Genomic DNA, 24,494 nt, shown 5'->3' with positions numbered 1-24,494 from the left:
TACGTAGACTTTATTATTCCGGCAATAATACAGAACAAAAGCCAAACAGGGAAAGGCAGTACCATGAAACAGCACCTTACGGCATTCCGCCAACGGATTCTTCTGCTCGCTTTTCTTCCCGGCATTGTTGTTTCCCTGCTGATGGGCGGTGTCTATCTGGTTAAGCGGTATCAGGAACTGGACAACCAGCTCATGGCCAAGGCATTGACTCAGTCTGAACGGCAGGCAGCCGTTGCCTCACTGCTGCTGGATAACCCCCGACATGAAGAACTGCAAGCACTGATCAGCATGCTGCTGGATGACAGGGATATTCGTGCGGTAAGCCTGGTCGATGAGCAAGGCAGGGAGATTCTTCATGCCGGCCCAAAGCTCACGGCCACCGGAAATTTATCCTCGCTGTTGGAACCTGGCCAGCGCTGGTTCCGGAACGATCAGGTCATCCAGGTTGCCGCCCCAATCATCAGCCCGGATACGACCAAAATTACTGGCTGGCTGATTACCGATTACGCCTACGCAGAAACTCATCTGACCCAATTTCGCTCTCTGGCGTTCAGCATTATTGTTGTCTCCATGGGGTTATTGGTTGCATTGATCATTAGCCTGAAGCTGGGCAGTGGTGTTACCCGCCCCCTGGACCGTATGGCAAGGGTCATTGATCGCATCAAGGATGGCTTCTTCGATACCCGACTGCCAGACAACCCTGGCAGCCTGATGTATGAACTGGAATCGTCTATCAACATTATGCTCAATGGCCTGCAGAGCAAACATCAGAAGATGACCAGTCATATTGCCCAGTACAATGATGAACTGCAGGAAACACTGGAAACCATTGAAATTCAAAATGTCGAGCTGGACCTCGCCAGAAAGGAAGCACTTGAAGCAAGCAGGAGCAAGAGCGAATTTCTGGCCAATATGAGCCACGAAATCAGAACACCGCTGAATGGCATTATTGGTTTCTCCAACCTGATGCTCAGTTCAAGGCTCACACCGCGACAATACGACTATGTCAGTACCATTGAGAAATCCTCTCAGGGGCTGCTGACGATGTTGAATGATATTCTTGATTTTTCCCGTATGGAAGCCGGTAAGCTGGTGCTGGACCCCCAACCCGTCTGCCTGCGGGAGATCGTTGAGGATGTTATGACGTTTATGGCACCTGTCGCCTATGGTAAATCGTTGGAAATTGTCCACTTTATCTACGACGATGTTCCTGAACATATCATCATTGATGGACTGCGGTTGAAGCAGATCCTCACCAACCTGATCAGCAACGCCATTAAATTCACCAGTTATGGTTCCGTTGCTGTGCGAGTAATGCTGGATCAGGAAGGCAAGCCTTATCAGCAAGAACGTAATGAGCCCCTGACCCTGAGAGTTTCAGTGGCGGATACCGGCATTGGCCTTACCCGGGAGCAACACCACAAACTGTTCCAGGCTTTTTCCCAGGCAGACTCCAGTAAAACACGCAAATCCGGGGGAACCGGGCTTGGGCTGTCGATTTGCAAAAACCTGGTTGAGCAAATGGGTGGAGAAATTGGCCTGGAGTCCGATCTGGGTCAGGGAGCAACCTTCTGGTTTACCTTTAAAACCACCCTGAATAACAAAAATGGTGAACCGGCTGTTGCTGATGGTTGTGAGCAGGAAGACTTGGCACCAACACTGCTGCACGGCCAGAAAGTACTACTTATCGAAACCCATGAGCTGACCCGGCTATCGATTTTTCACTTACTGGATAAACTGGGTGCAAATATCACCGCAGCAGCCAGCATCCAGCAGGGAATGTCAGCAAACAAGACAAATATCTCCTACGACTATATTTTCATCAACCCTGATAATATCGAACCGGTTCAGGGAATCACGCAGTTAACAGCCTCCTATAGCAACGCCCGCATTATTGTACTCAGTTCGACAGGAATAACAGGTGCTATGGATCCTGCTCTTCCGGACGGTACTGATACTCTTCTGAAGCCCGTTGGACTGAACAGGCTGAAAGCACTGTTGGCGCGTATAAATACGGATCAGGAAGGCAAAGAGATTCATCATCAACAACAGATCAACAAATCCCTGAGTATTCTGGCCGTTGATGACAACCCGGTAAACCTGAAGTTGCTGAAAACCATTCTTGGCAATCTGGGGCAAGATTTGCAAACCGCAGAAAATGGTTTTGATGCCATTGAACTGTGCAGGCAGTTCACTTTCGACATTATTTTTATGGATGTTCATATGCCGGTCATTGATGGACTCGAAGCCACAAAACGAATTCGCAGTGAAATCCCGAACCACCAGCGCACCCCTATTATTGCAGTAACTGCCCATGCGCTACCCGAGGAGAAAAAGGTGCTGCTGCAAAGTGGCTTTGATGACTACCTGAGTAAACCGGTCAGTGAAAAACACGTCATCAGCATGATCAACCAGTGGGCAAAGAACCCTACCGAGATAATAGAGCATAGAGAATATTGTCCACCATCAAAGCCCGGCATCTCTTTACATCCGGCAATGGATCAACAGGAAAGTCCTGTGGATATCAACCTGGCTACGCAACTGGCTGCCGGAAACCGGGAACTGGCTCAGGAGATGCTGGTGATGATGAAAGAGGGACTTGATGACGATCTTGTAACTCTCAGAGATGGCTGGGCTGCCAATAATTATTCGGCTGTACTGGAACGGGTACACCGATTACACGGTGCCTGTCGTTATTGTGGAGTGCCAGAACTGGAGCGTATTTGCAACCGACTGGAAACACGACTGAAGAAATACAACACCCTGGACCATAATAAAGTCTCCGAAGACTTTCAATTATTGCTTCAGTCCATCACCCGTCTCAATCAATGGGAAATAGAGAGTCTGGAAACGGCTGAGTCATAATACCAGTTCCAAGCCGTTTATGAGGGTAGTGAGTCGGGCGCTATTGCGATGAGCAAGAGAGCTGATTCAGCTCTCCATTACTACAAAGGCAATCGCATTATCCTGCTCATCAGAAAGACTGAGGTGGAGCCGTTTAACCCCTCTTTGCTGCTGCAATTCAAGGCCATAATCCGATAAAAACAACTCAGGAGCGCCTGAAGTATTATTTCTTACCTCTATGTGCCGGAATGACAGCTTTCCGATTCCTGTACCAAACGCTTTGGCAACGGCCTCTTTCGCTGCAAAGCGCTTGGCCAGCCAGGCCGGTGAGGATGAACGTTGCTGCCATTGCGACAGCTCATGGTCAGTGAGGATTCTTCTGGCAAACGACTCGCCCAGCCGACTGAGTGAGCGCTCAATCCGATCGATACGGACAATATCTGTCCCTATTCCAACAATCACTTAAAACGCAGTCCGTGAAGCTGCCAACATAAGGGCTTTCATCTCTCGTACCGCTGGTTTCAATCCCGTAAACAGGGCACGGGCAATGATCGAGTGACCAATATTCAGTTCATTGATACCGGCGATCAACGCAACAGGCTCAACATTCTGATAATTAAGGCCATGGCCGGCATTGACGATCAGCCCCTGTTCCAGACCAAATACAACCGCATTTCTGAGACGGTCAAGCTCATCCTGCATTGCTTCAGCTTTCGAAGCGTCAGCATAAGCACCGGTATGCAGTTCAATGGCAGGCGCCCCGGCCCTGACAGCGGCCTCAATCTGATCCATATCAGGATCAATAAACAGCGAGACTTCAATCCCCTGTTTTCCCAGACGCTCACAGGCGGGAGCCACACTGTCAAACAGGCCTTTCACATCCAGCCCGCCTTCAGTGGTGACTTCTTCCCGCTTCTCCGGAACCATGCAAACATGTTCAGGTTTGAGCTTTTCAGCAATGCCAACCATTTCATCGGTCACTGCCATCTCCAGATTCATTCTTGTCTGTAAGACATCACGAATGCGGAATACATCATGGTCCTGCATATGTCGGCGGTCTTCGCGCAGGTGCAATGTGATGCCATCTGCCCCGGCCTCTTCAGCTTCAATTGCCGCCTGAACAGGATCAGGGTAGCGAATCCCCCTGGCCTGCCTGATGGTTGCAATATGATCAATGTTGACACCCAGCAAAATACGCTGATGAGGAATCATAAATACACCTGTTGTAGAAAATGGCGCATTGAATTGTGCGACCGTTATCGGGATTTAGAGAGTGCGCCATTTTCTACTAATGGCCTCTCCGGTGGCGATTGAGGTTTTCTGTTAGTGAACAGCATGCGGCTCTGCATAGGCCTGTCACCGATAAGCGGTTTCATGGCCTGCCTGGTGAAGCGCTTAAAACCCGGATAGAAATCAGCATTGGTGAAATCCCTGGCCGAGAGTGCCTGAAGCAACTCTGCGGTGTAGCAAAACGGTCTCTCATGGTAGCTGACTTGTCCATTGGTCGGTACCAGCCCATGCTCAGGTTCAAAGCGGTAAACCATACCTTCTTTTAAAGGCGCACCACTGACCACGTCCCAGTCAAGCGGTGGGGCATAGCCGCAGAGTTCCAACAAATCCAGTTCAAAGGAACGGAGCAACGGTTCAAGAGGCGCGTTTTGATTAAGATGGGCCAGTATGTCCCGGTATAAATCCGTCACGCCATCCACCAGCTGCCCCGGAATCATTGATCTCATCAACAACTCATTGGCATAGAACCCACAATAAAGCCGTTCACCGGTCAGAAAGGTGAAGCGATCAAGCTCCAGGTCAGCCAGTGTTTTCAGCTCACTTCGCCCTTTCCAGCGCACCAGTACCTGATGAAAAGGCTGTAACAGCGAAGCCAGCCGGGATTTTGACTGCCGTACTCCCCTAACCACCATGGCCACACGGCCATGGCCTTCCACTAAAAACTCAGCAATCACTGAGCGCTCTTTATAAGAGCGCCGATGCAGCAACCAGGCTTTATGGAATTCATTACCAATCACAGGTTGTGATCATACCCCAGACTTTTCAGGGCACGCTCATCGTCAGACCAGCCTGCCTTGACCTTAACCCAAAGGTTCAGCATGACTTTTGAGTCAAACATGTGCTCCATATCTTTGCGGGCCTCCTGTCCGATTTTTTTCAGTCGTGCTCCCCGGTCACCAATAACAATGGCTTTCTGGCCCGCTCTTTCCACAAGAATCAAGGCACTGATGGTCAACAGTGGACCTTTCGGCCGCAACTCATGCTTGAACTCTTCAATCTCCACCGTCACTTCATAAGGCAGCTCATCACCCAGCTGCCGCATAACCTTCTCCCGCACCAGCTCAGCGGCAAGAAAACGGGAACTGCGGTCCGTCAGCTGATCTTCAGGAAAATGATGGACGCCTTCCGGAATCAGCCGGGTAATCATTTCATCCAGCTGTTTCAGGTTATGGCCGTGCTGCGCAGAGATGGGCATCACCCCATGAAAATCCATTTTTGTTGACAGAGACTCAAGGTGTGGGATCAATTGACCCTTATCCGTGATCTTGTCCACTTTATTAATCGCAAGAATAACCGGACAACGGGCACCCTGTACCTTGTCAAGGACCATCTGATCCTCTTCATTCCAGGTCAGGCGGTCAACCACAAAAACAATGGCATCAATACCCGCCAGGGCACTGCTGGCCGCTTTGTTCATATAGCGGTTGATCGCTTTTTTCTGCACCTTGTGCATGCCCGGCGTATCAACATAGACCGTCTGAATCCCCTGCTCCGTCTTGATACCCAGAACCTGATGGCGGGTAGTCTGGGGGCGGCGGGAGGTAATGGAAAGCTTCTGGCCGAGAAGGTGATTTAACAGGGTTGATTTACCAACATTGGGTCTGCCAACAATGGCGACGTAACCACAACGGCTGTGTTCCGAAGCCGGATCGGAAAGGCTTAGTTCATGAGCAGCGGGCTCTTCACGATTTACATCAGATGTCATCTGTTTTCTGCGCTCTTAATGATCAACGCCAAGCAACTTCAATGCATTGCGAGCCGCCTGCTGTTCAGCACCACGACGACTCGACCCTTCCCCCTTTGACGGCTCATCCAGACCTTCCAGTTCACAAATCACTGAAAAGTGCTGGTCATGAGCTTCCCCCTGAATATCTGTCACTTGATATTTTGGCAGTGACTGCTGCCGCGCCTGCAAATATTCCTGCAAGCGGGTCTTCGGGTCTTTATTCTGCTCATCCGTCGTGGTCAGTTGATCCAGACGAGTGGTAAACCAGGTGCGAATTCGCTGGTGACAAACGGCCATCCCGGCATCCAGGTAAATCGCACCAATAATGGCCTCAACCGCATCCGCAAGAATGGACTCCCGCCTGAAGCCACCACTTTTCAACTCACCGGAGCCAAGACGAAGAAAGTCACCAAGCTCAAACTCCCGGCCAAGCTCGGCCAGGGTAACACCACGCACCATTCGAGCCCGCAGGCGGCTTAACTGCCCTTCTTTGGCATCGGGAAAACGCTCATAGAGGGCTTCAGCAATAACAAAGTTGACAATCGAGTCGCCCAGGAACTCCAATCGCTCATTGTTACGACTGCCAAAGCTGCGATGGGTGAGCGCCAGCGCCAACAGGCTCTGATTGGAAAATTCATGCCCTAACTTTTTCTGCAGTCGGGCAAGTTCAAGCGTTTTCACTGAGTTCCAGCTTTCCAGTTATGTTCAAACGTTAATACCAGATCAACGTTATGGAAAAAATGAATCCGTCGCTCGTAGTCAATATCGACAGCGACAACACCGTTTTCGCGGGTGACCTTAACCTCATTGCGATCAAGCTTGATCAGGTTTAGCTGCAACCCTTTATTTATCCAGGTTCTCACCTGGGTAACGGATGCAGTGGCAGAGCCTGGCCGGTCAGTTAATGAAGATACCACCTGCTTAACAGAGTGGTCATCCACATAAAAGGGCACAACCTTAACCGCAAAAGACAACAATAGTCCACCAATTAACAGGTAAAACAGCCAACTGACTGCACTACTGCCTCGTTGTCGGCTCTTCATACCATACATAAGATTCTCTCCTTAGACAGCTTACTCAATCACCCCGTTGTTCTTAAAGCCGGGAAGTTGAGTCCAGCTCGGCCAGTGCATCCAGATGTAAACCGCCTTACCGACAATATTCTGTTCAGGAACATAGCCCCAATACCGGCTGTCATTGCTTCGGTCACGGTTATCCCCCATGACGAAGTACATGCCGTCAGGCACAACCCACCCTCCTTCAGCCCGAAAATCATGACTGGCCAGCTCTTTTCGAACCTGGTAGCGCTTGCCTTCATCACCTTCGTTATAGAGACGATAAATGGATCGGGCATCACTGAGTTGTGCCACAAACTCTTCAGGAACCGCCTGGCCGTTCACCGTCAGCCGCTTGTCCATATATCGCACAACGTCCCCAGGTAAACCGATCACACGCTTGATAAAGTTGATATTTTCTTTCCCTGGCTGTTTAAACACCATCACATCACCACGATCAGGCTCACCGATAGCAAGCACCTTGGTGCCTGACACGGGCAAACGCAATCCGTAACTGTATTTATTTACCAGAATAAAATCACCCACTTCCAGGGTCGGAATCATGGAGCCAGAAGGAATTTGAAAAGGTTCGAACAAAAAGGATCGAATCACCAGAACAAACAGCAAAACCGGGAAGATAGACTTGGAGGTCTCAACCACGGCCGGCTCCCTGGCCAGCTTCTCAAGGGCGTCATCATCTCCGCCCTCGGCACCGAGCCTGGCAACAGCCGCCTTTCGCCTTGGTAACAAAAAAAGTCGGTCAATAAGTGCGATGATACCTGTAACAACAACCGACAGTACCAATAGCAGTGGAAAGTTAAAATCCATGGCTGTTTTTCTCTTATATAATCAATGGTGAATTATTTGTCGACCTTTAGAACTGCCAGGAAAGCCTCCTGAGGAATTTCCACACGTCCAACCTGCTTCATCCGTTTCTTACCGGCCTTCTGTTTTTCCAGCAGTTTACGCTTACGACTCACGTCACCACCATAGCATTTCGCAGTGACGTTCTTTCTGAGCGCTTTTACCGTGGTCCGGGCAATAATCTGCCCACCAATGGCCGCCTGAATGGCAACATCAAACATCTGACGGTGAATGATCTCTTTCATTTTTTCCGTCAGAACCCGTCCACGGGAAACTGCGTGATCTTTGTGCACAATAACCGCCAGTGCATCGACCTTTTCACCATTGATCAGAATATCCACCCGAACCATTTTAGCGGTTTCAAAACGATCAAAAGAGTAATCCAGAGAAGCAAACCCCCTGCTCACCGATTTCAGTCGGTCAAAGAAATCCAGCACCACCTCGCTCATCGGAATATCGTAGGTCAGTGAGACCTGACCACCCGTGAACTGCATATCTTTCTGTACGCCGCGCTTTTCAACGCAGAGAGAAATCACATTACCGAGATATTCCTGGGGTACCAGAATATTGGCCCGGGAGATGGGTTCACGAATTTCGTCAATACCCGCGGGGTCAGGCAGTCTGGAAGGGTTATCGACTTCCACCACACTGCCATTTTTCATATGACACTCATAGATTACCGTGGGAGCCGTGGTAATCAGATCCAGGTCATATTCCCGCTCAAGTCGCTCCTGGATAATCTCCATATGCAGCATGCCCAGAAAGCCACAGCGGAAACCAAAGCCCAGCGCGTCACTGCTCTCCGGCTCGTAAAACAGGGAAGCGTCATTGAGACTCAATTTTTCCAGCGCATCACGAAAATCTTCAAAATCATCCGCACTGACCGGGAACAAGCCGGCATAGACCTGCGGCTTAACATGCTTAAAGCCTGGCAGCGCTTCAACATCCCGGGTTTTCAGATGAGTCAGGGTGTCACCGACGGGAGCACCGTGAATGTCCTTGATACCGGCAACCACATAACCAACCTCACCGGCTTTAAGAACGCCGGTGGGCGTCCGCTTGGGCGTAAAAATACCGACATTATCCACAACATGAGACTGTTTGGTGGATTTAACGACGATCTTTTCTCCCTTGCGCAACGTACCGTTTTTCACCCGCACAAGAGACACCACACCCAGATAGTTATCGAACCAGGAATCGATGATCAGTGCCTGCAATGGCCCATTAATATCACCTTCAGGGGCAGGAATAGTGGACACCAGTCGCTCAAGAACGTCTTCAATGCCCAAACCACTCTTGGCAGAGCAGCGGACAGCATCGGTTGCGTCAATACCGATAATCTCTTCAATTTCCTGGGAGACCCGGTCTGGCTCTGCCTGGGGCAGATCCATTTTATTCAGCACGGGCATGACTTCCAGCCCCTGCTCTATGGCGGTGTAGCAGTTAGCAACGGATTGTGCCTCAACACCCTGGGCCGCATCCACCACCAGAAGCGCACCTTCACAGGCCGCCAGGGAACGTGAAACTTCATAGGAAAAGTCAACGTGTCCTGGTGTATCGATAAAATTCAGCTGATAGGTATTACCATCTTTGGCATGATAATCCAGCGTCACACTCTGGGCCTTGATGGTGATGCCACGCTCGCGCTCAAGCTCCATGGAATCAAGCACCTGGGCCTGCATTTCACGATCACTGAGCCCACCACAGGTTTGGATAAAACGGTCAGCCAGGGTTGATTTCCCATGATCAATATGGGCAATGATGGAAAAGTTCCTGATTAAGCTTAGGTCGCTCACGATAGTATCTACTATAAAAACGTCACAAAAAGCGATCCCCGCAATCGCGGGGACCGTCTTGAATTAGGGAATTGGCCTGCGGATCAAACTGACTTACCGGCTGTTAAACAGCATGAATTGATTCTATTCATGCCTGTGGCTAAAGCTCCGGTAGCAATTAACAAGTGTCTGATCTGCATAAATGATTCCATAATATTCTATAACATGTCAGCACACTACTCCATGGTCATATACCGTGCTATCCACATTTGATCACTCCTGTAACCGGAAGGTGATGTAACCGGGATTTCCACCGCGAATAACCCGCATCGAAATCGAGCGGTTCCTGGGCAGTTTGGCAACCACTTTTTTGAATTCCGTTACCGTTGTTACACTGATGTTGTTCAGGTCCGTGATAACATCGCCCTGGCGCAATCCAATAGAACGTCCAGCTCCCCGGTTAACCCCGATCACCACCAGCCCCTGAACATCCTCATCCAGGCGCAGCTTATTGCGATAATTCTCATCAAGCTCTGCTACCTGAACACCCAGAGGGTTCTTATCAGAAGGCGTCTTATCTCCTCTGTGTTCAGGGGCACCACTATTTTCATCCGGCAGCTCACCCACTACAACATCTGCGGTCTTGCGCTTGCCATTACGGATATATTCCAGCCTGGCTTTTTCGCCGGGCTTTATCACACCCACCGACATTGGCAACACGCCTGAGCTGCTGATAACTCTTTCATTAAATCTGACAATAATGTCGCCGGGATGAAGCCTTGCCTTATCAGCCGGACCACCGGGAACCACCTGACTGATCAATGCCCCCATGGGTTTTTCCAGACCAAACGATTCGGCAAGATCCCGATCCACATCCTGAATGGCGACCCCCAGCCATCCCCGGGTGACATACCCCTTCTCTTTCAGCTGATCAACCGCCCACATAACATGATCAACCGGTATGGCGAATGACAGCCCCATAAAACCGCCAGAGCGGGTAAAAATCTGGGAGTTAATTCCGATGACTTCGCCGTTCATATTAAACAGCGGACCACCCGAGTTACCCGGATTGATAGGGACATCGGTTTGAATAAACGGGACATAGGAGTCGCTGGGCAGGCTTCTATTCAGAGCGCTGATAATGCCTTTGGTAATCGAATATTCAAAATTAAACGGAGACCCAATCGCTGCTACCCATTGACCAGACTTAACACTCTCGGAATCACCAAGCTTAACGACGGGCAGACTGCGGTCATTATTAATTTTTAACAGCGCCAGATCTGAACGCTTATCGGCACCGATAAGTTCTGCAGCACGCTCACTCCTGTCGCTGAGTCTGACAATAATCTGATCAGCACCTTCGATAACATGGTTATTGGTCAGAATGTAACCGTCTGACGAGATAATAAAGCCAGAACCGAGCGACATCGGTTGAGAGCGTCCGGAAGGGCTTTCATCAGGCAGCGGGATACCAAAGTAACGGCGGAAAATTTCAGGAATCTCCTCCCCGCCCGGCCCATATATTGACGGTCTCGCTTTTGGTGAGGCCAGAGTACTGATATTCACTACCGCTGGTGATGCCTGTTCAAACAATGCCGCAAAATCTGGCAAGCCTGAACCCCTGACTGAAGCATTTGCCAGTGTTGCGTAAAACAAAAGCAGGGAAAACCCAACGTTATAAAGTGACTTTTTGCAGAGAAAAAACACCCTACTCATATTATGTTTTCTCCAGTATTCAACTATTGAAAAGATTCACCGCAGCCATACGCTCCTGCGATATTATTTATAATTACGTGATAAAAAGGCGACCCGGCAGCATCAGAAATAAAGCAAGAACATTCAACCCTGCCTGGAAGAAAGCGTTCGCCCGAAGGAGCTGCCTGATAACGACAAATTGTCAGAGGGTAATACCCTTACCACATCAACACGGCACATATCAGCTGATCTCTTCCCAAATAACCTTACTGCGCCAAAGCCACATGCCAGGAGCAAGCCAGCTGAGACAAGCAGCAGCCAATCTGCTGCCCCCATTACTGAGGACAACCAGATGCCAGCCATCATAAGCAGAAGCGGGAAGAGATAAATCAGAAAAGAAGCCTTTAGCAACGAGCCTTCCGGAATACCGACCACAACCATGTCACCCTCTTTCACTACCCAGGGACAAAGCGCTTTGATATATGAAAAGGATGAGCCGACCCTGTACTTTTCAAAGAGATGCTGCCCACAACCATTTCGGGCACTACAGCTTGAACAACCGGACTGTCTGATTGTTTCAACCCAGACAAAATCACGCTCTACAGCCACAACTCGTCCCTGCTCTTCTATCATATTCCTGAAAACCTGATATAGATCGGTAACGAAATAATACAAAAAAAACCAGTCTTCAAGTCCAGCAAACTTACTTGATCATTACATCAAGGCTTCATTTTTACCGGACGAACAGATACAGCCACTCTCTCTGCCGTACCCAGAGGAATATCACCAACAACCGTCACATGGAAGTACTGATTACCCTCTCTGTAAATCTTTGAAACCACCGAAAGAGCACCAATTTGTTCAGAAGCCTGACTTAGTACCCGAGTATCATCCTGCTCAACAAAAACAGAGAAATTGGCAATTCCATCAGAAAAAATCAAAGCATCCACATCGTGCTTGCTAACTGGAGAAGGGCGCACAGTGCTGTTTTCCAGCACAAAGCCTTCAGGCAGCCAGCCCGTTTCCCATTCCGGGGGTACATCAGGTTTCTCCGAGTGTTCTGGATTGTTTCTTATCTGAATAGTTTCATCAACACTGGAGGGTTTGCGGTCCAGGAGTGCCAGAACATCGTCTGGTAGCTGACCAATACTCAGGGAAGTGAACTGCAGTCGCTCAATGATTTTACCCTGATCATCAACCAGCACTGATTTCAACAACAATGAGGATACCCGATCAAGCCATAACTGATAGCCGTAACGGAAACGATCTTTCGGCAGCACAAGCAACAGCACGGCTTCGCGACCAGCAACGCGGTCAATACCTACAATTTTCAAGTCATAGAAATGTTCAGAAACACCCGACTGAAACTTGTTTAGTACCGGCATCAATGAGCCATGCTGAAACCTGGTCACCCCTTCGTTGTAACTGGAAAAGAAAAGTTCATGTCCGGAGCGTATGACTTCCCGGGGAGCGCCATCCAGATAGAGGATACGTTCTTTTTCCGATATGTTCTCAGCTTCAGCCTGATGAATAACACTTAATGTCTGCAGCTGCGCTCCCTGCTGATAAACAAACTCTCCCTGAAAGCTAAGACGTTTGGCGGAAGCAGCCATTCTTTCAAGCAGGTAGCCTGCATCGGATGAAGTTTCTGCAGACACAAAGCCACTGACGAAAAAACATATAATCAGCAGCTTTCTGGTAATCCCTTGCTTCTGTTTCATAAATTTATTGGTTGTCAAAACTGGTCAATCGGGCAAATGACAAAATACTCTGGCCACTTCCCATTGCAGCAAGCTCTGCATGCTGAAGTGCATAGGCATGAAAACGTTCCCTGGTTGCCCTGTCAGCAAGACTCTGGGCATAGGCAAGTTGTTCAGGGGTAATACCGTCATGCTGCCTTGAGTTGTACCCGGCACGAATACCCAATGCACCATAATCGTTATGACCCGATTGCGCCAGCTGCACTGGCTGAGTCAGGGTAACCGGTTCATTTTCAGCCAGAACCTGCAAATCAGGAGACTGATTACTGTTTCTGACCCCGACAACAATGGCAAAAGCCACTGAGGCTGCAACCGCAACCTTACCCAATGAAGCCCATACATCCTCAAAAAAGCGGCCGGATACGGGACTGATCGCAGAAGAACCTTCTGCTCCAGAGACATTCTGCGCACCGGTATTATCGACCTCTTCCTGCTCCAGGGCATTCATCACGCCCCTGGAAATATCGACATTGGCAAATTTACTGCTATTACCACGCAGTGTCTCACCAATCAGCTGATAACGACCCGCAAGTGAACGAAGGTCATCGTCCTTGCCGATATTATCAATCACTCGACGCAATTCCAGCTCACTGGCCTGTCCATCCAGAGAAACCGATAAAGATTCTTTCAAATGTTCTCTGGCACTGTTTTGAGAACTCTTTTCACTCATAGACAAACCTCTGGTGTTCATGCCGACCTTCACTCTGTCGCACATGAGTTAAACCTTGTTTAACCACTTTGCCCTAATAACGGTCTGATCTCACGATCAATGGCTTCACGAGCCCTGAAAATTCTGGACCGTACAGTACCTACCGGGCAGTCCATAACATCGGCAATTTCTTCATAGCTGAGGCCATCAAACTCCCTCAACATTACCGCTGTTCTCAGTTCATCGGGTAAACGCTGAATGACATCATGGATGACCTGCTCGATTTCATTACAGTACAGGTTGCGCTCAGGGGTATCAACGACCCTCAAGGTTGTCGCTGTTTCCAGAAAGTCTGCATCATGAACATCAATATCAGACTCTGGCAATCTTCGCCCTTTGGATACCAGATGATTTTTGGCTGTATTGACAGCAATACGGTACAGCCAGGTATAAAAAGAACTGTCACCACGAAACTTATCCAGTGCACGGTACGCTTTTATAAAAGCCTCTTGCGTAACATCCTGAACTTCCTGAAAGTCACTGACATAACCGCCAACCAGACCAAGAATACGGTGTTGATATTTAATAACCAACATATCATAAGCTCTTTTGTCACCCTGCTTTACACGATCAACCAACTGCTGATCAGTATCCGGACTATCAACCATTAAGGCATCTCCACCCATGCATGGCAGGAACACCATAAAAGGCACCATCGTGCAATAAAGGGTTTAGCTCAGCAGCAAGTATATAGACCATCAAAATGAAGAAAAGTTCCTGATATTTTCAATTTTTTACTTCAAAGGTATCTGTCCACCACAACCCGGTTTATCCGAGTGTTGTAATTATATTGGAAAACCGACAGGTTATTTTTAGCACTTCAACGACACTACAGTAACTTCCAGACATTCTATATAATGCCCTGACAATGAATATTCCAGTCAACTGGCTGGCCCGGTTCACAAAATACACAGGTCAGACAAGTTTAGTCGGGCCTCTTGATTCAGGTCAGCAGCAATTTTAACATCGACCCGTAAAATAGCCTCTTTAGCCCGATGCACATAACCAGTAACTGTCATTGATCATACCGATAAATAGCTAAGCCACTCAATAAAGAACTCATCATGTTACTTATCCAGACATGTACAGTTCCACAGGCTAGCACATTAAACCACACTGCATTCATTTTCCTATGGATTATAGGAAGGATAAAAGATGTCAGAGTGACTTGATGACTGGGGAGCCTTATGCAACAGCCCTACAATTACGATGTAATCATCATTGGCTCTGGCGCAGCCGGACTGACCACTGCACTGCAGCTGCCTGATGATGCCAGAATAGCCATTTTCAGCAAAGACTCATTAAGCGCTGGCTCAACCTATTGGGCGCAGGGGGGCGTGGCGGCGGTATTGGACCAGACCGGCGACAATATTGACCAGCATGTGAAAGATACCCTCACCGCGGGTGCCGGCCTGTGTAACGAGTCGGCTGTTCGACATATCGTGGAGAATGGCAGAGAGAGTATTGAGTGGCTGATAAGCCAGGGCGTACCATTCACACCGGATCATACCGTTGACCGGCCCTTCGACTACCATCTGACACGGGAAGGCGGGCACAGCTCCCGCAGAATCATTCACTCCGCAGACGCTACTGGCCGGGCTATTTCAGATACCTTACTGGAACAGGCAAGGTTAAAGCCGAACATAGACCTTTACGACCATCACCTGGCTGTAGACCTGATCACCACCAGCAAACTGAAACCTCACATTCACCACCATGAACCGCGCTGTGTTGGTGTTTACATACTCGACCTGGTGTCAGACCAGGTGCATGCCTTCAAGAGCCGTTGTACCGTGCTTGCCTCCGGAGGTGCCAGTAAAACCTACCTTTATACCAGTAACACCGATGGTGCGTCCGGAGACGGCATTGCCATGGCCTGGCGGGCGGGCTGCCGGATTGCCAATATGGAGTTTAATCAATTTCACCCGACCTGCCTATACCACCCAAATGCCAAGTCGTTTCTGATTTCAGAAGCCGTTCGGGGCGAAGGCGGCCTGCTCAAACGGGCCGATGGCAGCCGGTTCATGCCAGACTACGACCATAGGGAAGAGCTGGCTCCCAGAGATATCGTGGCACGGGCCATTGACCATGAAATGAAGCGTTTGGGGTCAGACTGCCTTTACCTGGATATCAGCCATAAGCCGGCGGAGTTTATTCGCTCTCATTTTCCAACCATTTACGAACGCTGCCTCAGCTACGATATCGACATCACCAGAGACCCAATCCCTATTGTTCCTGCTGCCCATTATACCTGTGGTGGAATACTGGTTGATAAAAACGGTCAAACCGATGTACAAGGCCTTTTTGCCGTTGGTGAGTGCAGTTTTACCGGCCTGCATGGCGCTAATCGGCTGGCCAGTAATTCACTGCTGGAGTGCTTTGTCACTGCCAAAAGCTGCGCCCGGATGATACGCAATACCATTGATCAATACCCACAACCACCCTCTCTGCCGAACTGGGATGAAAGCCAGGTAACAGATTCCGATGAAAATGTGGTTATCTCTCACAATTGGGATGAACTTCGCCGCTTTATGTGGGATTACGTGGGTATTGTCCGCACCACAAAACGTCTGCAAAGAGCAATGAATCGCGTTGAGTTGCTCCAATCTGAAATTCATGAGTTCTACAGCAATTTCAAAGTCAGCAATGACCTGATAGAGCTGCGCAACCTTGCCCAGGTATCTGAGCTGATTATTCAATGCGCCATGGCCAGGAAAGAGTCCCGCGGTTTGCACTACACGCTGGATTACCCTCATACGAATCCTGTTCCTGAAGACACGATTCTGGCTCCAGAGAACTTCAGGGGCTGTTGACGTTTTGTGGGTGCTCAGCGTATCCAACCCTGTTGAATACCTTCAGGTATTACAACTTGGTGGATAAAGACAGTAATGCCACAACGAAGACATACAGAACGAATACGATGGGCATGAACTATACGTGCCCCTCGCCCTTGCCACCGAACAGAGAGTGAGACTCAAGCATCAGCCGCAGCCTGAAACCATGCAGCTCAACCGGGTCAGCACTGTCTGGAAACAAAATCAGGCGGGAAGGATGCCGCTTACCCTCAACTCTCAACTTAAAGCAAATCAATATTGAGGTGACAACAATTTCACCCTCAGGCCAGGCGCGATACCAGGCACCGCCAAGATTCACCCGCCACTGATCTTCCAGCAACCGAATGACAGAAATACTGGTCGGAAGACTCTGAGCAATAAACTGAAGGTAGTGTCGATAGAAATGCAAGGCGAGAACCATGGCCAGGGCAAACTTGACCACAGGCCAGACTGAACAAAGCCACAGCGCAACACAAGCGGCACCGTGGCTGATAAGCATCAAGGCAAGGTGGTAACGGGAACTTCTTACATTAACTTCACAAAGACTCGCCTTTGTAGCGCCCACGCTCCAATACTCTGTCAACCATGCGGCTAAGAGCCTGATCTTCAGGCCTTGTACCACTCATAAACCAACTGAAGAGGTCCGGATCTTCACACTCCAACAGGCGAACATAGGTTAGCTGATCAGCTTCACTGAGCTCAGACAGCGCCTCCCTGGTAAAAGGTTCCAAAAGCACGTCAAGCTCAAGCATCCCACGACGACTTCGCCACTGCAGGCATTTCAGCTCATTTTCACCCAGCATCTTAGAATAACTCCTATTATGGATTTTGCCGGTTATTATACCTTTAAATTCGCAGCAATAATCTTCTATTATGCCAGCATCTATCAAATGCAATTGCGGCAACCAGATAACAAGGTAATCAGATGGCCACCGACTGGAAGACCTACTTAACAACTCAGGGCGCTGTTTATAAAGAAGAGCGGTTGACAGGCTTTGCCAAAACACCACAGGCACTGGATGAAAATTCTGTCTCAGTACTCTCTGGCCACAGCTTTGTCAAAATCGACGGCACCGATCGCCAGAAGTTTTTGCAGGGACAGATTTCAACACATATGCTTCAGCTGGCCGCTCATCAATACAGCACCGGGGTGGCATGCTCCCCTAAAGGACGGATGTATACCAGTTTCAAAATCATGGACAATGGTGAAGACTACCTGTTGACCATGAACTCAGGTCTGACTGAAACCACTCTCGACACTCTGAAAAAGTATGCGGTTTTTTTTAAGGTTAATCTCACCAGTCAACCAGAGCACGTGGTTCTCGGCTTGTCCGGAGCCAATATCGACACCCTGCTGACCAATATTTTCCCTGACTCATCACTTCCAGAGCCAAACGAAGTCATCAAAGTCTCCGCCAATGGCTACCTTATGAAAGCCACTGGTATCAGGACTCGCTATGAGCTTTGGCTTCATCAGGATGACCTTCCTCTTTTATGGCCAGAACTGACCAAAGAGCTTACACCTGCAACGGAAGATTTCTGGGCGTTACTGAATATTGAGTCAGTCATTCCAGAGCTTTGTCAGGAAACCATCGATAAATACATTCCCCAACATCTCAATCAACCCTCCCTTGGCGGAGTCAGTTTCAGAAAAGGGTGCTATACCGGGCAGGAAATTGTGACCCGAATGCAAAACCTTGGGCAGCAGAAAAGCCGGTGTTACTGGTTGAGCCTGGAAAGCGTCGAAGAGCCTGACATTAACACCCGACTTTACAACAGTGATGGTAAGCCGGTGGGTGAAGTCATTCAGCGTGCCCGTAATGTCGAAAACGACAACATTGAATTACTGGCTGTTATCAGGATTGAAGCGGCTGAAGCCAACGATGTCTTTATGGATACAGAAAAAAGCCATCAGCTGCAGGTTCATAAAATACCCTATGCAATAGATCCAAAGGCCGAACTGCAAAAATAGTCGCCCCAGTCAATGCCACTCACCCAGGGTCATTACTGACCCCTGGGTGATTAGCAAGCTATCAGCTGATATTCTTTTTGATTTCCACCAGCACACCATAGGCTTCGTCAAAGTCGTAACTGATAACAGCATCCTGAAATAACGTCAGCTCTTTATGGTCAATTTGATCTTTCAGTCCCTGAATAAGCGTTGGCAGGAGAGAAACCACATCCACATCACCTGCACTGAGCTTTTGCTCCATCTCATCAAGCAGTTCATTCAGTTCACCAACGGTAATAGATCCTTCCCCGGCGGGTTCCAAACCTTCTTTAACCGGAGGCAAATGTTCTAGGCCTTCCATCACCTGCTCAAAGGCCAGCACAAACGAATCCATCAAGCTATTGTCAGGCATTTCAAATTGTCTGCGTAAACTGTGCTCAAGTTGAGCAGCCTGATCATGCAGGCTGCTTGCCCCTAAATTACCGGCAACCCCTTTCAATGCATGCACCAACTGGCAAGCCTCATGCCATTTACCGGTTTCCAGAAGCCCTTGCAATTGGATCAGATCTTCCCGCTGGCCATGATAGAAGTCTGTCAACAGCTTTTCATAAAGCGCCTGGTTGCCCTGAAGTCTCTGCAAACCATCGTCTACATCTATTCCCGGCAGTTTCAGGCAGGATATATTCTCTGATGCCTGTGGCAAAGCAACAGCCTGAAGCACATCGGTTTCTCCTGCCTGCAACCAGTGACGCACCATCTGCTTGAGGGCATCAGGACTTAATGGCTTGGAAATATGATCATTCATTCCAGCCTGCAAACAGCGCTCCCGATCTCCGGTCATGGCATGTGCGGTCATGGCAATAATAACCAGCTTATCTTTGCCAAGTTTTCGCCTGATCTTCCGTGTTGCCTGATACCCATCCATTTCAGGCATCTGAATGTCCATAAAAACCAGATCAAAGTCTTCGTGCTTCACCCGCTCCACCGCTTCGGCACCGTTCGTGACCATGACGACCTCAAGCCCCATGCCCTGTAACAGCTCACGGGCAACCTGGCGGTTGATTTCATTATCCTCAGCAAGCAGTATGCGGCCTTTAGGCATAATCTCGCAAAATCGAGCCTCTTCGATGATTTCAGTTTTCGGATTTTTCTGACACTGCAACAGGCGCAGAATAGTCTCTACCAAAACGCTGTGATTGACCGGTTTAATCAGAAAAGCATCCACTGTACCTGAGGCTTTTGCCATTAGCTCTTCCCGACCATAGGCCGAAACCATCATCAGTTTGGGTTCCGGAGCAAGATTGAGTTTATGAATGCGTTCTGCCAGTTCGATGCCATCCATATCCGGCATTCTCCAGTCAAGCAGCACCAGGGAAATAGTCTCATCAGCACCAGAATTCTTCTCTTTCAGCAACGCCAGCGCTTCGTCACCATGGTCACTTTCCAGGGTTTCGCATCCGGATGTTTGCAAATGACTGATCAGAAGTGCTCTTGCTTCCGGGTTATCATCCACCACAAGCACACGAGTCCCGACAAGGGACTGTTCCAGTACCTGAACCTGATGGGCAACACCCAGTTCAACGGTAAAGCAAAAAGTACTGCCCTTGCCGGGTTCTGAATCAACAGAGATATCCCCGTTCATCATGTACACAAGGTTCTTACAGATAGCCAGCCCCAGCCCGGTACCACCAAACTTCCGGGTTGTTGACCCATCAACCTGAGAAAATGACTGAAACAACTTATTCTGCTGCTGTTTACTGATACCAATACCCGTATCGGTCACCGAGAACTGAAGTCTGACCACATCCTGCCTGCTGCTGACCAGCCTGACAGACACATTGACTTCGCCTTCACTGGTGAACTTGAGGGCATTATGGGTCAGGTTGATCAGTATCTGCCCAAGCCGGAGCGGATCACCCCGCAGATGTCTGGGCACATCAGACTGAATATCGTAAGTCAGTGTCAGGCCCTTTTCCCTGGCCTTGATACTGCTGAGGTTATAGACGTTGTCAAAAACGCCCCCAAGGTCAAATTCAATATTTTCCATATTGAGTTTGCCTGCCTCAATTCTTGAGAAGTCAAGAATATCGTTGATGATACCCAGAAGGTCATGGGCAGATGTCTGAATTTTACTGACGTAATCCCGCTGTTGATAAGAGAGCCTGGTTTCCTGAACCAGATGACTCAAGCCAATAATGGCATTCATCGGCGTACGGATCTCATGGCTCATATTGGCCAGAAAATTACTTTTTGCCTGATTGGCCTGATCAGCCACTTCTTTCGCCTTGCGTAACGCTTCTTCAGTCTGTTTTCGATCAGTAATATTGCGCCCGGAAGCAAAGAGGTACCCTTCTCCCTCATACTCCATATAGTTCGCAGTGACCTCCACTGGAAAAACAGTACCATCGGATGTTTTTCGCAGCGTTTCATAGGTCATACCTTTTCTCAGCACCAGCTGCTCCCAGAGTTTTTTCCAGGAACTCCGGGTAACTGCCGGGTTAATGTCCATGATGGACAGTTTCATTAACTCTTCCTGAGAAAATCCCAGGGCCTTACAGGCAGACTCATTGACATAATTGTGGTAACCATCCCTTCTGAACCAGTGAATATGATCACCGGCACTATCGAGGGAGAAACGGGCCATCGACAGCTCACGTTCCCGTTCAATCTGGTGAGTAATATCCACCGTTGTACCAATGACCCGCAGGGGTTTCCCCAGCTCATCCCTGAACACCACCTTCCCTTTGCTGCGAACATTACAATAACTGCCGTCTTTCCTGCGGATACGGTAAACAAACTGGAACGAGTTATCGGAAGTCTCCAGCTGTTGTTCAAAAAAATGAATGGTGGAAATTTTATCCTCTGGATGAAGCTGCCGTCGCCAGGTCCGGATATTGCCCAACAGTTCTCCGGGCTGGTAACCCAGCATGGTTTGATACCGGGGGCTTAAATACATGTTATCCCCGGGGACATCCCAATCCCAGAGACCATCGGAAGCCGCATCCATTGCCAGCTGGTAACGTTCCTCACTGACTCTTAAGGCATCTTCCGCATGTTGACGATCACGGGCGACCGCCACCAGCTCACCCATTCGATGCAGCAAATCCATTTCATTGATATAAACCTGATATTTTTCCGGCGTATTGATCAATCCAATACCACCAACCACACGACCAAACAGCAACATAGGCGCATAAACCGCGATGGAAACACCCAAATCATCCAGAATGGCAGCACCTTCAAGGTCTCCCTTCTGCAATATTTCATCACGAATCAGAATGTTGCCCTGATCCTTTTTCACCTCGCCATAAACACTGGAAAAATCATGGTCAAACAGTGGCTCAAAAGCTGCAGGATCAGGATCAGACCGACATGACCAGTAATGCTCAATACGGGCCCGGGGCTCCCAGGAGAAGATGCAGACGGCTTCAGCGTTGAGATAGCGCCCAAGCCGACTCAGAAAATAGTCATTGGCCCGATGCAACGGCTGGTCCATGAAATGCCTGGAAATATCACTCAACAGGCGGTCCAGTTCGGAACGAACCCGCAGCCCTTCCTCTGCTTTTTCACGGTCAGCAATCTCGATGGTTAAACGACGATTCCAGTAAACAATGAGAATCAATGTCACCAGAATCAATACCAGACCAATAAACAACTCTTTATTAGGCCGCCACATGCCTCCCTGAATCGACAGCCAGCTGCTTTCAAGAGCCTCCCGGTCTTCCGGAGTAATTGTATCAACCGCTTTTTCCAGGATAGAGGCCAGTTCAGGAGAGTTGTTTCTCGATGCCATACTGAAGTCATAGTTAAAACCCGCTTCAGCAACCACCTGCAAGTTGGTTATTTTCATGCGCTCTATTTCATAACTTGCAGAAGCCAGGTTGACCACCATGGCATCAAGAACGCCGCTGGCAACCTGATTCAAGCCTGTGGCAATATCCGGCATCTTGACAAAATTGATGCCCGGGTAGTTCTGCCGGAAAATTTCATAAGTGACATAACCTGGCGTAAAGCCAACCCTTTTTCCATTTAAATGGCCTGGAGAGCGGATGCTTTTGTCGGAAACACGGGCGAGGATCACAGCCGGCACACTGACAAATGGCTTGGTAAAATTCAGATAACGACTGCGCTCTTCCGTTTTCTGTAACATCGCAACGGCATCAACATCATGCCGATAAGCCTGAATCAAGGCATTGGTCCATACAGGATCCTGATGAAGCTGAAAGGTGATGCCCAGCCTGTCTTCCAACAGCCTGAGATAAGCTATGGCCATTCCCTGCCATTGCCCCCTTCTATCAATATAAGAAAATGGCGGTTTATTATTATCAACCAGAACACTGATTACCGGATTTTCACCTAACCAGCGGCGCTCAGAATCACTCAGTTCAACCACTGAACCACTTCTGCGAAAATAGCGATCTCGACTACTGATAATCCAACGGTTTTCAATGGCACGATACTCATCCGGAGTAATTGCCCGAAAGCCATTATTCAACTCCGGCAATAAGTCCGCCGACCTGTTCAGCAAAAGACCAGCCCCAACCGCCTCATTCAGATTAAAGTACTCGCTGGAGTTCACCTCACCCACCAGACCATGGCGATTCAGGGCAGACTGGACAATCACAGGCTCACCAAGAAAGGCATCTATTTCTCCAGAGAAAAGGCTCCCAATCATCTCGGAGACACTGCTATGTTCAATGGGATACGCATCCGGCAACCAGCGGCGAACGAATTCCTCAGGGCTTGAAGAACCGATCACACCCAGCTTTTTACCATTCAACTCCGACCCGGGATCACCCAGGTTGCTGTCAGGGCGAAAGTAAATTCGGGTATTCAATCCATAGTAAGGATTTGACAGCGCCATCCACTGGCTTCGTTCCATCGTCGGAGACACGGCAGCAATAACGTCGACCTTACCTTTTTGCAAAGCCGCTATGTTTTCACCGATAGGGCCCATTCTGAATTTAATCGGTGTTCCTGTTTTTTCTGACCATAAATTCCAGATATCAACAAACAGGCCTGAGGGTTTACCCAGTGCATTGATAAAAGACAGCGGAGAAAGGTCGGTCTCCAGGGCAACGACCAGACTTTCAGGGTGACAATGCATAAACCTGAACAGCTCTTCAATAAGATCTGCTCTGTCCTGATCAGAAATTGCCGCCACCCCATGTTCAATAACACGCACAAGATCCGTTCGCCCCGGGGCAACAATGGCCTTGACTTCAGCGGGTGGCAAAGGCGTTTGCACCACCTGATATTCATCTTTAACACCCACATTATGCAAGTAGTAGCTCAAGCTTGTACGGCCGCCAAGTATCGCGTCGACCTCAAGTTTGGATGCCGCTCTGGCCATTGATGAGTTTGAAGTGAAGGGCACAATAACAGCGTCTGCATTAAAGCTTTTGAGACAGGGCTGACAGCTATAACCTTTGATATAGCCAACCCGGAGTTTCGCAAGTACCTCCTCAAAGCTACTTATCTGACTGCTTTTTCTTACAAACAGAACAGGAACAAACGAGTGAATCGGTACACTCTCCAGACCATTCTTGCGCAACTGATCCTGCATGCCCGGTGGCGAGTAAGCCAGAACATCAACTTCGGAACCCTTAAGCTGTGCCTCAATTTTTTCCGGAGAAGACACCACAAACTGTATATCAACGTTGCTTTTTTCTGACCATAGTTCCCAGAGGTCATGAAGCACACCGTCAGCCTCTCCCTCATTATTGGTAAACATCCAGGGGGCATCATCGGCAAAATAAGCAATTTTGATCGGTTTTTTATTACCCTCTGCATAAAGCCCCGTACTGACAGGCAACGTCAGGAAAAACAGCAGGAGTAATATCAAAGTCCAGAAAATCGTTCGGGAATAACGGCTCAGTGCGAAGGGCATAGTAATTCGGGATAAGTCAGGGAACCGGAAAGCGGGCTTATCTTACCCTGTATCAAGACAATCACCTATCAAAGAAAAGGTAAATTCGGTTATTTGCTAAA

The 24,494-nt window shown here is 49.0% G+C and carries 19 protein-coding genes; 3 read left to right on the top strand and 16 right to left on the bottom strand.

The genetic code is table 11. The features are described 5' to 3' along the window. Positions 1 to 63 precede the first annotated feature (63 nt). A complete protein-coding gene (locus J7439_RS00440; protein WP_209199652.1) occupies positions 64 to 2,865 on the top strand; it encodes a response regulator in 2,802 nt (933 codons plus the stop codon). A gap of 66 nt (positions 2,866 to 2,931) precedes the next feature. Here J7439_RS00440 and acpS read toward each other — a convergent pair whose 3' ends face one another. The 13 genes from acpS to rpoE form a co-directional block, all read right to left on the bottom strand. Then, a complete protein-coding gene (acpS, locus tag J7439_RS00435; RefSeq protein WP_209199651.1) occupies positions 2,932 to 3,306 on the bottom strand; it encodes a holo-ACP synthase in 375 nt (124 codons plus the stop codon). Next, complete coding sequence (pdxJ, locus tag J7439_RS00430) at positions 3,307 to 4,056, bottom strand: pyridoxine 5'-phosphate synthase (protein ID WP_209199650.1); 750 nt, start codon at positions 4,054 to 4,056, stop codon at positions 3,307 to 3,309. A 44-nt stretch (positions 4,057 to 4,100) separates the two neighbouring features. After that, complete coding sequence (recO, locus tag J7439_RS00425; RefSeq protein WP_209199649.1) at positions 4,101 to 4,871, bottom strand: DNA repair protein RecO; 771 nt, start codon at positions 4,869 to 4,871, stop codon at positions 4,101 to 4,103. Further along, positions 4,868 to 5,839 (bottom strand): GTPase Era, encoded by a 972-nt coding sequence (era, locus tag J7439_RS00420; RefSeq protein WP_209199648.1) that lies wholly within the window; start codon positions 5,837 to 5,839, stop codon positions 4,868 to 4,870. Before era ends, recO begins: the two co-directional genes overlap by 4 nt. Before the next feature lie 15 nt (positions 5,840 to 5,854). Continuing rightward, positions 5,855 to 6,541 carry a ribonuclease III gene (gene rnc / locus J7439_RS00415; RefSeq protein WP_209199647.1) on the bottom strand — a complete coding sequence of 229 codons (687 nt, stop codon included), beginning with the start codon at positions 6,539 to 6,541 and terminating at the stop codon, positions 5,855 to 5,857. Further along, a complete protein-coding gene (locus J7439_RS00410; RefSeq protein ID WP_209199646.1) occupies positions 6,538 to 6,912 on the bottom strand; it encodes a DUF4845 domain-containing protein in 375 nt (124 codons plus the stop codon). The genes rnc and J7439_RS00410 overlap by 4 nt, the downstream gene beginning before the upstream one ends. Positions 6,913 to 6,933: 21 nt before the next feature. Then, on the bottom strand, positions 6,934 to 7,743 hold the full coding sequence (lepB, locus tag J7439_RS00405; protein WP_209199645.1) for a signal peptidase I: 810 nt from the start codon (positions 7,741 to 7,743) through the stop codon (positions 6,934 to 6,936). 32 nt (positions 7,744 to 7,775) lie between these two features. Beyond that, the gene (lepA, locus tag J7439_RS00400; RefSeq protein ID WP_209199644.1) at positions 7,776 to 9,575 is read right to left on the bottom strand and encodes a translation elongation factor 4; all 1,800 of its coding nucleotides are present in this window, start codon (positions 9,573 to 9,575) and stop codon (positions 7,776 to 7,778) included. Between the two features lie 252 nt (positions 9,576 to 9,827). Continuing rightward, on the bottom strand, positions 9,828 to 11,270 hold the full coding sequence (locus J7439_RS00395; RefSeq protein ID WP_209199643.1) for a DegQ family serine endoprotease: 1,443 nt from the start codon (positions 11,268 to 11,270) through the stop codon (positions 9,828 to 9,830). A gap of 123 nt (positions 11,271 to 11,393) precedes the next feature. Continuing rightward, positions 11,394 to 11,882, bottom strand: a complete 489-nt coding sequence (locus tag J7439_RS26835; protein ID WP_209199642.1) for a SoxR reducing system RseC family protein — start codon at positions 11,880 to 11,882, stop codon at positions 11,394 to 11,396. Between the two features lie 86 nt (positions 11,883 to 11,968). Next, a complete protein-coding gene (locus J7439_RS00385) occupies positions 11,969 to 12,970 on the bottom strand; it encodes a MucB/RseB C-terminal domain-containing protein (RefSeq protein ID WP_209199641.1) in 1,002 nt (333 codons plus the stop codon). Positions 12,971 to 12,974: 4 nt separating this feature from the next. Beyond that, complete coding sequence (locus tag J7439_RS00380; protein WP_209199640.1) at positions 12,975 to 13,700, bottom strand: sigma-E factor negative regulatory protein; 726 nt, start codon at positions 13,698 to 13,700, stop codon at positions 12,975 to 12,977. Positions 13,701 to 13,738: 38 nt separating this feature from the next. Continuing rightward, entirely contained in the window at positions 13,739 to 14,326 is a 588-nt protein-coding gene (gene rpoE, locus J7439_RS00375) for an RNA polymerase sigma factor RpoE (protein ID WP_209199639.1), read from the bottom strand. 579 nt (positions 14,327 to 14,905) lie between these two features. Between rpoE and nadB the strand changes: the two genes are divergently transcribed. Further along, the gene (nadB, locus tag J7439_RS00370; protein ID WP_209199638.1) at positions 14,906 to 16,531 is read left to right on the top strand and encodes an L-aspartate oxidase; all 1,626 of its coding nucleotides are present in this window, start codon (positions 14,906 to 14,908) and stop codon (positions 16,529 to 16,531) included. Positions 16,532 to 16,649: 118 nt separating this feature from the next. On the opposite strand, the gene J7439_RS00365 is transcribed toward nadB, so the two are convergent. Further along, positions 16,650 to 17,117, bottom strand: a complete 468-nt coding sequence (locus J7439_RS00365) for a protein YgfX (RefSeq protein ID WP_209199637.1) — start codon at positions 17,115 to 17,117, stop codon at positions 16,650 to 16,652. Next, positions 17,089 to 17,355 carry an FAD assembly factor SdhE gene (locus tag J7439_RS00360; protein ID WP_163370676.1) on the bottom strand — a complete coding sequence of 89 codons (267 nt, stop codon included), beginning with the start codon at positions 17,353 to 17,355 and terminating at the stop codon, positions 17,089 to 17,091. The genes J7439_RS00365 and J7439_RS00360 overlap by 29 nt, the downstream gene beginning before the upstream one ends. A gap of 122 nt (positions 17,356 to 17,477) precedes the next feature. Here J7439_RS00360 and ygfZ point away from each other — a divergent pair, with 122 nt between their 5' ends. Further along, positions 17,478 to 18,524, top strand: a complete 1,047-nt coding sequence (ygfZ, locus tag J7439_RS00355) for a CAF17-like 4Fe-4S cluster assembly/insertion protein YgfZ (protein ID WP_209199636.1) — start codon at positions 17,478 to 17,480, stop codon at positions 18,522 to 18,524. 61 nt (positions 18,525 to 18,585) lie between these two features. Here ygfZ and J7439_RS00350 read toward each other — a convergent pair whose 3' ends face one another. Beyond that, complete coding sequence (locus tag J7439_RS00350; protein ID WP_209199635.1) at positions 18,586 to 24,393, bottom strand: transporter substrate-binding domain-containing protein; 5,808 nt, start codon at positions 24,391 to 24,393, stop codon at positions 18,586 to 18,588. Positions 24,394 to 24,494: the final 101 nt, after the last annotated feature.

The organism is Salinisphaera sp. G21_0 (assembly GCF_017744115.1).
Lineage (GTDB): Bacteria > Pseudomonadota > Gammaproteobacteria > Pseudomonadales > Endozoicomonadaceae > Endozoicomonas.
This window is presented reverse-complemented; position numbering and strand designations above follow the sequence as displayed.